A 12,692-nucleotide genomic window follows, 5' to 3' on the forward strand; every position below is an offset into this window, starting at 1 on the left:
CCAGGACCGCCGCGGCATCCAGAAGAACCTGACTTACGTGGGCGGCCGCGCGCAGATCACCTACGAACTGCCGCTCAACGAAGTGGTGTTCGACTTCTACGACCGGCTGAAGAGCATTTCGCGCGGCTATGCCAGCTTCGACTATCACCAGATCGGCCACCGCCCCGGCGACCTCGTCAAGATGAGCATCCTCGTCAACAATGAGCCGGTCGACTCGCTGTCGATGATCGTTCATCGCGGCAGCGCCGAGGCGCGCGGGCGCGGCATGTGCGAGCGGCTCAAGGACCTGATCCCGCGCCACATGTTCAAGATTCCGATCCAGGCCGCGATCGGCGGCAAGGTGATCGCGCGCGAGACTGTGCGCGCGCTGCGCAAGGACGTGACGGCGAAATGCTACGGCGGCGACGCCACCCGCAAGCGCAAGCTTCTGGAGAAGCAGAAGGAAGGCAAGAAGAAGATGCGCCAATACGGGAAGGTGGACATCCCGCAGGAGGCGTTCATCGCCGCGCTCAAGGTGGATGTGTAGGTTTTGCGGCCTCTGCGCGTCCGCGCGGGGGGTCAGCAAATCGCTTAACCGGCACTGAAATTCCAAGTTTCACCGTATACAGAAATGCAACCTTTGAGTGCGAATACGGTGATTGTGCCGTAAGCGCGAGAAACGTCATGGAAATTTCCATCCCATGGTTTCGGGTGCGCCGGTTTGCGCGGACGTTGGCCGCAGAACTGCAAAAGATCCGCAGCGAGCGCGAAGTGATCCTGGATCAGCTCGACAGGATCATAATTCTAAACGAGCGACTATGCGATGAGCTGGAAAAAGAGCGAGGCCTGAGAAGGGTTGCTACCGAGCAGCTGAATGAATTGGGTGCCGCTTCTTTAACGGAGATCGAGCTCAAGCATCGAAATCTGCTACACCAGATCCAGTTGCAGGAGGAACGCCTCCGGATCGTACAGCAAAGATCTCAAGAGCTTACCGAAGCGGCGCAGCGAGAGCTCGCGCTCGCTCAGCAAAAAATAGTCGAGACAGACGAAGTTGCGCTGCTGCAAGAAGTGGGGATCTATGAATATCACCACCGCCTCAGTGATGTTGTCGCGTATTCCAATGCTCTGAAACAATTGCAACAGAGCATCAAGGCGTGGGCTAAAATCGAAGGCGGCGCGGTCCTTGCGGACGACGGCTGGACTGTCAATGGATCTTCCATTGAGGGTGAGGCCATGGTCCGTGACTATTCGAGACTGATGCTGAGAGCCTTCAACACGGAAGCCGATGCGCTCGTGCGCGATCTGAAACCGTACAAACTCGCTTCCGCCATTGGAAGGCTAGAGAAGTCTGCTGAGACAATCGAGCGGCTGGGAAGAGCATTGAAGCTCCGCATCTCGCCGGCCTATCTGCAACTGCGCATTGACGAGTTGACGCTGACTGCCGACTACTTGCAGAAGGAGGCCGAACGCAAGGAAGAAGAGCGTCTTGCTCGAGAGCGATTGCGTGAGGAGCGAAAAGCTCAGCAGGAGATTGAGCGGGAAAAGCAGCGTCTGGAAAAAGAGCGACAGCACTACGCCAATGCTCTCGATGTGTTACTGGCAAAAGGCGACGACGCTGGCGCGGCTCGCATTCGCGAGCAACTCGACGAAGTGCAGCATAACATCGAAAGCGTTGATTTCCGCGCCGCCAACGTTCGTGCCGGTTACGTGTATGTTATTTCTAATATAGGGTCATTTGGCGAGAGCATGGTCAAGATCGGGATGACGCGCAGGCTGGACCCGCGCGATCGAATCCGTGAGCTCAGTGATGCATCGGTGCCATTCAATTTCGACACGCACGCGTTGTTCTTCTCGGACGATGCGGTCGGGATCGAGGCGGCGCTCCACGAGCGGCTGGCGCATGCTCGAGTTAATCTCATCAATCAGAGGCGCGAGTTCTTCCGCGTGAGCCCGCTCGAAGTTAAAGAACTGCTGCGGGAGCTGAGTGGCGAGCTGCTTGAATTTCATGAAATTCCGGAGGCGTTGGAATATCGTCAGGTTCTTAATCTGCGTAACAATCCCTCACTTCGTTCGGAGCCGTTGCAATACCTAAAGTCCGCGTAGCAAAGGGTGGACATCCCGCAGGAGGCGTTCATCGCCGCGCTCAAGGTGGATGTGTGAGGCTTTCCCTCTCGCTTGCGGGAGACGGTCCACGCCAATCGATGTCTCTTTCTCCGCCCTCATCCTGAGGAGGCGGCGAAGCCGCCGTCTCGAAGGATGAAAGGGCGGCCCGTTTGCAGCCTCACTGCTTCGAGACGCCCGGCGTCGGCGGGCTTCTCACATGAGCGATGCGAGCGTAGCCGTATCTTGACTTTATTCCTATTTCCTGCTAACCACCCCACCGATGAAGCGCCGGGAGGCGCTGGGCCCTACGTCACTGGGCCCGCGCGCCTCCGGAGAAGAGCCGCGAACGCGTCGTGGCTGTTCTTCCGAGGCGCGCGGCGGGGCCGATCGCAAGGCTCTGCCAAAGGGGCCTCGCAAGCCCCTGGCGCCTCCCGGCGCTTCATTTCTCGCGCGAGAAATGAAAACAGGGGCACCGGCGTCCCCGCGCCGTCAAACAACAGGGGCGATCCGCCATGTCCGACGCCACTCAATACCGCACCGCATTCACCTTCGGGTCCGCGGTTTCTGTGCGCCTCTCTCGCGTTTCCTGAATATTCTTGTCGGCCCAGGCGGAGAGTTTGCCGAGATAGGCGCTCATGCTGTGATCGGCGATGTTCTGCAGCCGGAACGAATGCACGATCGCGGGCAGGCCAAGGATCGTGCCCCAGACCTTCTGAAAAATATTCGGCGAGCGCCGTGACGGTGAGGTGCCGGTCGCGCCGAAATAGCGCGTGTCGCCGACATGGCGATAGCCGAATATTGCGGGCGGCACGGCGGGCACGATGTCCACGCCGTTGGTGATGCGATAGAGCGGCGCCTTCACGTAGAGATCGAACGAAGCGTCGCCGGCGCGCGGGCAACCAAACGTGTAGCAGGCCGCAATGCACTCGCGCACATCGAAGTCTTCGTGGTTGGCAAGCTCCGCGGTCGCCATCAGCGCCAGCGCCCCGCCAAGCGAATGGCCGGTGATGTAGACGGGACGCTTCTTCTTGCGGAGCGCCGCGATGATGAATTCAAAAATCCTCTCGCGGATCGGCCAATAGGCCTGGAAGAAGCCGGTATGGACGCGCGTGCCGCCCTGCAGGACCACGAAATCGGTATTGAAGTTGGTCCACCAATCCAGCGTGTTGTCGGTTCCGCGAAACACCACGACGATGATTTCGTCGCCTTCGGCAACAAAGCCGGCGGTGCCGATGTCGCGATCGATGAGGTGCTCGCAACCGGAAAAGCCGTCTGCGCAGATTGCATCCTTGAACTTTGCCCAGGCGGTGTCGTCACTGTCGAAAACCTCGTAGGCGCGATGGGCGAGCTTCGCCATCAGGAGCGCGGTCCGGTCGGAATAGGCCGCGCGAAAGGTCGGGATGTTTTTCAGGTCGTCGCTGGTGAATGTGCCGATATCGCTCATGCCGGACCTCACGACGTGCGGCGAGGGGTCATATCGTATCGAAACAAATCTACTCCGCCGCGATGCGCCCGGTCAGCAAATCCGCTTGCCCTGCCACAGCCTCAACCGGCCGCCATACCTTGACGATGCCGAAGCATTCCGGATTGGCCCGGTAGAGCCGGGCGATCGCCTGCAGCGTGCGATAGCGCGTCTTGTGCTCCTCGAAATCGACGCGCGGGCATTCCTCCGGCAGGTTCAGCAGCATCGGTTCGTACATCACCATGGCCCGCAGGTGACGCGCCCTATGGTCGTGCAGCTTTTCGAAGGTGAGTGCGATCACGAAGCGATGCTCGGCCATCGGCCGGCCAAGGGAGAGGTCGAGCGCGTGGTCGTTCGCGCATTTCTCGCTGATCAGGCTGATGAGCGGGCCGTAGGTCGCCTTGTAATCGTCCTCCCGCTTCCGGCGCACGCGCCGGCGCCGGCCGTTCTCGACGATCTGTCCGCTTGCGACCACGCCATGGAGCTTGTCGGCGATGCGGCTGCGGACGCGGCCGAACAGGGATTTCGGCCGCTGCGCGGGCCGGCGCGGAAACATCACGACCGGATTTTCCACCGTCGTGCGCTTGGCAGCCCGCCGGATCAGCGCCACCTGATAGGCGTTGGGCCAGACCGACCAGATCCTGCGATCCGCCACCAGCGTGTTGAACTTCAGATGGTTGTCGCACACCATATTGAGTGTGACATTGACGATGTGGCGATCGTCGCCGCGCAGATAATCGAACCAGCCCTGCGCGTAGCGGCCCGCCAGCAGAATGCCTCTGCTGCCGGCGCCGCCCAGCGAGCGAACGAGCGCGCCGGTGAAGACCGCGCCGAGATAGACGGCCAGCACGCCGACGCCGAACAGCAGCCCGTCGAGGATCTGGGTGGCATTCTGCGAAAGGTAATCGCGCATGGCAGGGACGGTCCGGTGTCTTGGCCATGTCCTACCATGGGCATCGGCTTTCCGGGACCCTAGGCCGGTGGCTTCTTCACCCTGGCGCGGAACAGCGCCATCGCCTCGTCCGCCAGCACGCCGCCGGTGATCTCCACCGGCGCGAACTTCGCTCTTGCGGCGAGATCGGCGCTGGTGACCATGATCTGGTCCATCAAGGTGGCGAGCTGGTCGATCGAAGCGGCGAATACCACGCGCCCGATATGGCACCAGATGATCGCGCCCATGCACATCGCGCAGGGTTCGCCGGTGGTGTAGAGCACAGCGCCGCGCAACGCCTCGGCGCCGGGCGAGCGCACCGCATTGCGGATCGCCACCATCTCGCCATGCGCGGTGGGATCGTGAAGCGCGCGCCCGCGATTGCCGCCGCGTGCGATCACCTTGCCGTCACGGACGATCACAGCACCGAACGGGAAATCGGCGCGCCGCGCCTCTTCGAGCGCCATGCGCATGAAGCGCTCGTCCGCGGCGGAGGGCGGCGCCTTGTCGGCGGCGAAGGCGCGTCCGGCGCCGAGCGCGGTCGCACCAAGACCCGCAATCACGAAACGCCGCGTCGGATGAAAGCATCCATCTCGGCTTGCGATGCAGCATGGCGCTTTGCTTCTCATCGCCCGCTCCGAATGACCCTGCCAAATAGAAGATGCCGTTCAAGCTTGACCGATTCGGTCCGGCGATGGCCATAGAGACGGGCGCCATCCCGCTCGCATTCTTTGGATGTCGCGAGCGCCGGACTTGACTTCGCAACCGCGCGCTCTGAGGGTGCCGGCGCGAGGCAAATCAATGGAGGGCAAATGCCGTACGCATTCGAGATCTATAAGGACCGCGTCGGAGAATTCCGCGTGCGCTTCAAGGCGCCGAACGGCGAGAAGATGTTCTCTTCGGAGGGCTATTCGTCAAAGGCCGCGGCGAACAATGCGATCAAGTCGATCCTGAAGAATGGCCCCGGCGCTGCCGTCGTGGACAACACCAAGGCTGCCAAGACGGCTGCCAAGACGCCTGCGAAGAAAGCGGCAAAGAAAAAGAAGAGGGCCTAGGCGCAGCGCGGCCCGCAAGATGAGCCGGGCCAAACGGCCATCTTGCCGGCCTATGCGACGGATTCGTCGCGCTCCGCATCATTCAGCGGAAATTCGATGTCTCCACGACGCAGGGCAAGGCCGGGACGAGGGCCGGCGCCTGCGTATGCCGCAGGTAATCCCGCCGCTCCTGGGACACCGCAATCGCTTCGTCGCGCCGCGCGGCGGCGGCATTCAGGGCATCGCGGCGGCCGAACAGGCCACGGCTTTCCTGGGCCGTCGCCACGACATCGAAGCGTGTGAGCCCGATATCGGCGAGCAGGCGATCGTCGGCATGCATCAGCAGCTCGAGTTCGCGATGATGCTGCGACCTCTCCGCGAGACGTTTTCTTATGATTGCCACGCGGCGAACGAAACGCCGGAAGGCAATATGCAGCTGGCGGCGCAGGGCGAAAGCCAGCTCGTTCCGTGTGTGTGCAATGATGCGCGGCGCGCATGCGGAATTGACCTCGGAGGTCATGGCAGTCTCCATCGGTTCGTGCGCGGCATATGCGCTCCGGCCTCTGCCCAGGCCATGATCACGTGTCCGCCTCTCTTGACTGAAAAGCCGACCGCAGCCGGCCTCACGATCCTATGATCGTGATACGAACCCCTTTGTCGCGGCCGGATGCCGCGAGGTTCAATGGTCCGCCTGGGCTCCGTTCTGGCGGCTTCTGCGCCAGGCGGCGGGTGGCATGCCGACCACCTTCTTGAAGGCGCGGCTGAACGCGGCCTCCGATTCATAGCCCACATCGACCGCAATCTTGGCGATGTTGGCCTGGCCCTGCGTGAGCAGGCCGGACGCGATCTGCATGCGCCATTTCGCCAGATATTGCATCGGCGGCAGGCCGACGAAATCGGCGAAGCGGTCCGCGAGTGCCGATCGCGACAGCCCGACTTCTGCCGAGAGCGTCTCCAGCGTCCAGTTTCGCGCCGGCTGCGCATGCATGAGCGACAGCGTATGCCCGACATGGCGGTCGCGCAGTCCGGCGAGCCAGCCGGTCTGCTCCTTGGGCAGCGATTCGAGATGCATCCGCACCAGCTCGATGAACAAGAGCTCGCTCAGCTTGGCGAGAATGCTTTCGCCACCCATGCGTTGGCCATGCGATTCGGCCACCGCCATCTGATAAAAATGGTTGAGGCGCGCGCTGCAGTCCGGGTTCTTGCCGCTGCAATGGATTTGCGCCGGGAGAGCCGCCACCAGCGGATTGAACGGGCGCACGTCGCATCCGAGAAAGCCGCAGACCAGCTTGATGTGCGTGTTGCCGTTTCCGCCGCCTCTGATCTTCCACGGCCGTTGCGACGACAGATCGACATCGGCCAGATCGAAGCTTTCGGGAGCGCGCAGCGACGGCTCGCTGGCGAGCGTATGGTGATTGCCATGCGGAAAGACGATGATGTCGCCGGCTTCGAGCTTTACCGGCTCGTGGCCCTTATGGACCGCGTAGCACTCGCCCTCGGTGACAAGATGATAGGAGATGAGATGCTGCGCGTCCGGCATGATCAGCGGGATCAGGTGACGTGAATGCGGCGCGAAGGTCGCCCAAGGGGACCGCACATCCACATCGATGAACACGGCCCCGGTGAGCCGCACCGCACGCAACACGTCTGAAAGCGTATCGCTGCTCATGGTCTGCCCGAGCGGACGAATGATCAATTCATGCGGACGTGGGGTCAGAAAAGACCCATGCAACCGGCGCTTGTCAACCGCCAGTTGTTGCCCAAAAAGGCCGTTACGCGCCAGAACCGGCGTCCGCGCGACAGCGATCGCCGCTCTACTCGACCTTTGGCGCCGCTGCGGCCGCGGTCACGGCGGGGTTGTCGGGTGTCGCTTCCGCGCGGCGGCTGGACGGCTCGATCACGATCCGGGTCTTGGCCATGCCCTGCTTGCGGACGAGTTCGAACAGCACCGCGGCATCGCGCGGATGCAGCCGCACGCAGCCCTTGGACGCACGACTGCCGAGGCGCTTGATCTGGTTGGTGCCATGGATGGCGTAGTTGCCGTGGAAGAAGATCGAATAGGGCATCGGCGCCATGTTGAAGAGACGCGAATGCCAGGTGCGCTCGAGCCGCTGCGGCTTGTAGGTGCCGTTCGGGGGACCGCCGGCAAGTCCCGTGGAGACCACGAAAGCGTGCTTCTGCACACCATCCACCATGACGGACATGCGCTGGGCGGACTTGTCGACCCGGACGACGACTTCGGCCTGCGCAGCGGGCGCGGCAACGATGAAAGCAAGTGCGGCAAGGCAAGGAAACAGACGCATGACAAAATCCATCTTGTACCGCGCAAACAGCTTCCAGACGCTCACCAAGCATGTAAAGTCGGCGCGCAAAAATACCGTTAAGAGGTGCGGTCGGATGAAGGTGTTTTTGTTCACTTTCGCGCTTGCTGCGACGCTTGGTCTCGGCGGCGCGGCGTCGGCCCAGGACAAGGGAACGGTCGATCCGAAACCACTGCCGCCGCTCGCCAATCCCGACGATCCGAAGACTGCCGCGAAGGATCTGTTCGGCCGCAAGACGACGCCGGCCAATCTGCAGGCCCGCGCCGTCGGATTCTACACGAAGGGCTGTCTCGCCGGCGCCGTCGCCTTGCCCGTCAACGGCAAGAACTGGCAGGTGATGCGGCTGTCCCGCAATCGCAATTGGGGCCACCCGGAGCTGATCGATTTTCTCGAACGGCTTGCGGAGAAGGCGCCGACGGTCGGCTGGAACGGTCTCTTGGTCGGCGACCTCGCGCAGCCGCGCGGCGGTCCGATGATGACCGGACATGGCAGCCATCAGATCGGCCTCGACGTCGATATCTGGCTCCGGCCGATGCCCGATCGCGAGCTGACTCGCCGCGAGCGCGAGGAAATGATGTCAACGAATGTCGTGCGTCCCGACAAGCTCGACGTCGATCCCAATATCTGGACGCCTGGCCATGTCGGCATCATCAAGGCGGCGGCAGAGGATCCGCGGGTCGAGCGCATCCTGGTGAACGCGGCGATCAAGAAGGCGCTGTGCCGGGATGCCAAGGGCGATCGCTCGTGGCTGCACAAGGTGCGCCCCTGGTACTGGCACAATTATCATTTCCATGTCCGTCTCGGATGTCCGAAGGATTCGACGAGCTGCAAGCCCCAGCCGCCGGTATCGGCCGGCGAAGGCTGTGGCGACGCTGAACTCGCCTATTGGTTCAAGCCGAAGATCCTGCATCCGGAGGAGCCGAAGGCGGACCGGCCGCGCAAGCACATGACGATGAGTGCGTTGCCGGCGGAATGCCGTCAGGTTCTGATGGCGGATTAGCGGGCTTCGGTTGAGGCGAAATCGCGTCACCCATTTCTGTCATGCCCCGCGAAAGCGGGGCATCCAGCTTGTATGGACTGGACCGCCCGCTTTCGCGGGCGATGACAGCAGGAGAATGGCCGCATGACCCTAGACTCTGGGTCCCCGTTTGCGCGCGGGCGAACGGATCAAGGGCGCGGGTTCAACCTGACGATCGGCGTCACTCATTCTCCCGTTCGATCGCGCGCACCACGGCAGCCGTGACCTGCGCGGTTGTCGCCGTGCCGCCGAGATCGGGCGGATGCAGCGCCGTATCCGCGGTCACCCGCTCGATCGCCTTCATCAGACGCGCCGCGGCTTCCTTCTCGCCGAGATGATCGAGCATCATTACGCCGGTCCAGAACGAGCCGATCGGGTTCGCAATGCCTTTGCCGGTGATGTCGAAAGCCGAGCCGTGGATCGGCTCGAACATCGACGGCGTCTTGCGCTCCGGATTGAGATTGGCGGTCGGCGCAATGCCGAGCGAGCCGGCGAGCGCGGCCGCGAGATCGGACAGAATGTCGGCGTGAAGATTGGTGGCGACGATGGTGTCGAGCGTCTGCGGGCGGAGCGTCATCCGCATCGTCATGGCATCGACCAGCATCTTGTCCCAGGTCACATCGGGATAATCCTGCGCGACTTCTGCGGCGATATCGTCCCACATCACCATGCCGTGCCGCTGCGCATTCGATTTGGTCACGACCGTCAGGAGCTTGCGCGGCCTGGAGCGGGCGAGCTCGAAGGCAAAGCGGATGATCCGCGTCACGCCGGGCCGGGTGAACATCGCGACATCGGTCGCGACCTCTTCCGGCAGCCCCTTGTGCACGCGGCCGCCGACGCCGGCATATTCGCCTTCCGAATTTTCGCGCACGATCACCCAGTCGAGTTCGGGTCCGGTGACGTGGCGCAGCGGCGAGGTGATGCCCGGCAGGATGCGGGTCGGCCGCACGTTGGCATACTGGTCGAGCGGCTGGCAGATCGCGAGGCGGAGGCCCCAGAGCGTGATGTGATCGGGAATATCGGGGGCGCCGACCGCGCCGAAATAGATCGCGTCGAATTTGCGAAGCTGGTCGGCGCCGCCGTCCGGCATCATCACGCCGTGTTTCCTGTAGTAGTCCGAACCCCAGTCGAAATGCGTCACGTCGAGCGCAAATCCGCCATCGCGCTTCGCGCAAGCCGCGAGCGCTTCGAGCCCGGCTGCGATGACTTCCGGTCCGATGCCGTCGCCGCCAATGGCCGCGATCTTGTGGGTCCGCATGTATCAGGTCCGTTCGAATTGAGGTTCAGAAGCAAAGGAAAAGGCGCGTGGCCCGGTCGTGCGCACGCGCCTGTTTGCGCCTGAGCTTTTTCACTTCTGCGCGGCGCCCGCAAGAAGTTTGCTCCAGCGCGCAGTCTCCGATTTGAAGCGGTCGTCGAGTGCGGCGGGTGTTGCCATCTGCGCCGCCACGGGCGCGGTGCCGAGCGTGCCGAAGCGTTCGATCACCTTGGGATCGGTGAGCGCCTTTTGCAGCGCGCCCGACAGCTTCTCGCGGATCTGAGCCGGCGTGCCTTTCGGCGTCCAGATCGCATGCCATGCCGAAAGGTCGAAGCCCGGAACGCCGCTCTCGAGCAGGGTCGGGATTTGCGGCAGCACGGCGATGCGGTTGCGCGTCGTTGCCGCGTAGGGCTTGATGCCGCCCGACTTGATGTGATTGGTCGTGTTCGTTGTCTGATCGCACATGAAGTCGATCTGCCCGGCGACGAGATCGTTCATCGCAGGTCCCGTTCCCTTGTAGGGAATGACAGTCGGCTTGATGCCCGTCGCATCGATCAGCAGGCGGCCGCAGAGATCCGACACCGCGCCGACACCGGCGGTGCCGAATGTCGCGCCGGCTCCCTTTCCTTTCAGCCAGGCGAGCAAGGCCGAAACATCTTCCGGCGGCAATCCCTTGCGGCCAACGAGGGTCAACGGCACTTCGGTAACAAGGCCGACGGAATCGAAAGCCTCGTCCTGCTTGTAGGGCAGGTTCGGATAGAGCGCGCCGAAGGTCGCAACGCCGATGTGGTAAAGCAGAAGCGTGTATCCGTCCGGAGCGGATTTCGCGACGCGTGCTGCGCCGATCGAACCGCCGGCGCCGCCCGCATTTTCGATGACGATGCGTTGCCCAAGCTCTGCGCTCATCGCTTCCGCAACGAGACGCGCAACGGTGTCGCTCGGTCCCCCGGCGGCGGCCGGGACGATCATCATGATCGGCTTGTCGGGATAATTCACCTGCGCGGTGGCGGCGCCGGTGATGACACTTGCGCCTAACAGGCCAGCCGCCATGGTGAGCATGCGCGATGCAAGGCTCATGGTTTTCTCCTGCCCTTGGTCGCGCCCTTGTTTTTGCGGCGCTTGCGGCCATTGAGCTATGAAACGCAACCCCGGTCAATCGGACCTGAAGGAAGCACCGAGCGCAGGATGCGCGTGCAGTGCTACAGCGCCGTCGCTGTTGAATGACGATCCGCTTGTGAGCGTCGTCGAGTCGAGGGAAGTCTTCAGCGCGTTCGATCTGGAGCAAGCGCACATTGCGCGATGCGCGCGCGACGTCGACGTCCGGCATACAGATCGCATTCGTCGTCGCGGGACTTGTTGGCTTCAATCCCGCGGTTGATGTGCCGCCTGGCCGGAATAACAGGGCGTGGGCTCACTCCGTCACAGGGCGCCGCATCGTCGTCCTCACTGCGTTGCGGCATGCCGGGCGTGATGACCCGATCGGCGGGGGTCCCATGGACGAGAAAGGGTGCCGTGGTGTGGGGCGCGTTGCCCTGTTCAGACGCGGCCGATGGGCGCGATCGGCTCGTCTTTCGCCCGCAGGCAGCCGCGGGTTGAAAAATCGTGAGATTGGAGGCGAAACACCCGGTGGAAAGCTGGCCGTTTTAATTATTTAGTTAATGGGGTGTTGTAAATCTGCACTAGTGGGCCGTGCTTTACGGTCTTATCGTGGGTTGTGTTGATTCACCTGGGGGCTCCCAATGAAGAAGTGTCTGATGGCAACCGCTGCAGTGCTTGCTCTTTTGAGCGCTGCTGGCTGCACCATGTACGGCAAGGCACCGGTCGGCAAGGCGCCGGTCGTCGCCAAGTACTGACGGCTTAGGTCGAGAAAGGGCCGGTTTCGACCGGCCCCTTTCTAACCTTTTTACGTCGGCTGCCCAAATCTTCGATTTGGTGTGGTGCCTCATGGTGTCTAATCATATGGCGTATGCGGGCGCGCCCGCATAGGCCATTTTTGCATTTCAGGCCACGTTTCGCGGTTCGGATGCTGGCCTCCGTTTACCTCCCGCGCGCTTCGAGGGGTTGAGCGTCATTCCGGATGTCGCGCGTTATGCCCGATGTCCGTCGCCGGAACTGAGGCGCGCAAGCAACGGCCGAGCCGGAACATCGCATTGATGCCGACGAATCATATCCGTCGGCTTGACTTCGGCATCGGGCGGCGCGTGGATAGGCGATGCAGATGCGGGGATCGTCAATGCAAACCAGAGTTCATTCCATGACCGCAGGTCGCGCCCTTTTCAGCGGAGCTGCCTCCGTATTCGCGGCTGCTTCCGTGGTTTCGCTCTGCTGCAGCGTCGCAGCGGCGCAGGCTCCAGCCGCCTCGGCACAGGCCTCCGCAGCCCCCGTCGCCGCAGCGGCTCAAGCCTCGGCGTTGCCGGCTCGCGCCCCCGCGGTGCAGCCTGCAGCGGCGCAAACTCCCGCAGCGACTCAGGCTCCTGCGGCCGATCCGGGGCCGGCCTCGACCGGTTCGACCGGCTCAACGCTCCCGGCGGTCCATGTGACCGGCGAGCGAGCAAAGCAGAAGCCGGCGCAAGCGCAGGTGCAAGGCCC

Annotated in this window: 12 protein-coding genes and 1 pseudogene; 5 read left to right on the top strand and 8 right to left on the bottom strand. The window is 62.8% G+C overall.

Features of this window, described 5'->3' with window-relative positions; all coding sequences use genetic code 11:
* Both VN004_RS01245 and VN004_RS01250 read left to right on the top strand, forming a co-directional pair.
* A pseudogene (locus VN004_RS01245) lies at nt 1-526 on the top strand (elongation factor 4); the annotation flags it as partial.
* Nucleotides 527-663: 137 nt separating this feature from the next.
* Nucleotides 664-2,082 carry a DUF4041 domain-containing protein gene (locus VN004_RS01250; RefSeq protein WP_325606289.1) on the top strand — a complete coding sequence of 473 codons (1,419 nt, stop codon included), beginning with the start codon at nt 664-666 and terminating at the stop codon, nt 2,080-2,082.
* Nucleotides 2,083-2,608: 526 nt separating this feature from the next.
* Here the strand turns inward: VN004_RS01250 and VN004_RS01255 are convergent.
* Genes VN004_RS01255 through VN004_RS01265 form a run of 3 tightly spaced genes read right to left on the bottom strand, consistent with a single transcriptional unit; the run spans nt 2,609 to nt 5,104 of the window.
* Nucleotides 2,609-3,526, bottom strand: a complete 918-nt coding sequence (locus VN004_RS01255) for a lipase family protein (protein ID WP_325606290.1) — start codon at nt 3,524-3,526, stop codon at nt 2,609-2,611.
* Nucleotides 3,527-3,575: 49 nt separating this feature from the next.
* Complete coding sequence (locus VN004_RS01260; protein WP_325606291.1) at nt 3,576-4,457, bottom strand: hypothetical protein; 882 nt, start codon at nt 4,455-4,457, stop codon at nt 3,576-3,578.
* Between the two features lie 59 nt (nt 4,458-4,516).
* On the bottom strand, nt 4,517-5,104 hold the full coding sequence (locus tag VN004_RS01265; RefSeq protein ID WP_325606292.1) for a nucleoside deaminase: 588 nt from the start codon (nt 5,102-5,104) through the stop codon (nt 4,517-4,519).
* Nucleotides 5,105-5,287: 183 nt separating this feature from the next.
* On the opposite strand from VN004_RS01265, the gene VN004_RS01270 reads away from it, so the two are divergent.
* The gene (locus VN004_RS01270) at nt 5,288-5,530 is read left to right on the top strand and encodes a YegP family protein (protein ID WP_414710212.1); all 243 of its coding nucleotides are present in this window, start codon (nt 5,288-5,290) and stop codon (nt 5,528-5,530) included.
* A gap of 82 nt (nt 5,531-5,612) precedes the next feature.
* Here the strand turns inward: VN004_RS01270 and VN004_RS01275 are convergent, their stop codons facing one another.
* From VN004_RS01275 to VN004_RS01285, 3 genes are all read right to left on the bottom strand, one after another.
* Nucleotides 5,613-6,029, bottom strand: a complete 417-nt coding sequence (locus VN004_RS01275; RefSeq protein WP_325606293.1) for a hypothetical protein — start codon at nt 6,027-6,029, stop codon at nt 5,613-5,615.
* A 159-nt stretch (nt 6,030-6,188) separates the two neighbouring features.
* A complete protein-coding gene (locus VN004_RS01280; RefSeq protein ID WP_325606294.1) occupies nt 6,189-7,178 on the bottom strand; it encodes an AraC family transcriptional regulator in 990 nt (329 codons plus the stop codon).
* A 145-nt stretch (nt 7,179-7,323) separates the two neighbouring features.
* A complete protein-coding gene (locus tag VN004_RS01285) occupies nt 7,324-7,812 on the bottom strand; it encodes a L,D-transpeptidase (protein ID WP_325606295.1) in 489 nt (162 codons plus the stop codon).
* Nucleotides 7,813-7,906: 94 nt separating this feature from the next.
* Here VN004_RS01285 and mepA point away from each other — a divergent pair, with 94 nt between their 5' ends.
* Nucleotides 7,907-8,830: a penicillin-insensitive murein endopeptidase gene (gene mepA, locus VN004_RS01290; protein ID WP_325606296.1), complete on the top strand. Its 924-nt coding sequence runs from the start codon at nt 7,907-7,909 to the stop codon at nt 8,828-8,830.
* A 199-nt stretch (nt 8,831-9,029) separates the two neighbouring features.
* Here mepA and VN004_RS01295 read toward each other — a convergent pair whose 3' ends face one another.
* On the bottom strand, nt 9,030-10,106 hold the full coding sequence (locus tag VN004_RS01295) for a tartrate dehydrogenase (RefSeq protein ID WP_325606297.1): 1,077 nt from the start codon (nt 10,104-10,106) through the stop codon (nt 9,030-9,032).
* Between the two features lie 90 nt (nt 10,107-10,196).
* Entirely contained in the window at nt 10,197-11,180 is a 984-nt protein-coding gene (locus VN004_RS01300; protein WP_414710213.1) for a tripartite tricarboxylate transporter substrate-binding protein, read from the bottom strand.
* Nucleotides 11,181-12,357: 1,177 nt separating this feature from the next.
* Here VN004_RS01300 and VN004_RS01305 point away from each other — a divergent pair.
* On the top strand, nt 12,358-12,692 hold a 335-nt coding region (locus VN004_RS01305; protein ID WP_325606298.1), incomplete at its 3' end, for a hypothetical protein.

It is taken from the genome of Pseudorhodoplanes sp., from assembly GCF_035565855.1.
Classification (GTDB): Bacteria; Pseudomonadota; Alphaproteobacteria; order Rhizobiales; family Xanthobacteraceae; genus Pseudorhodoplanes.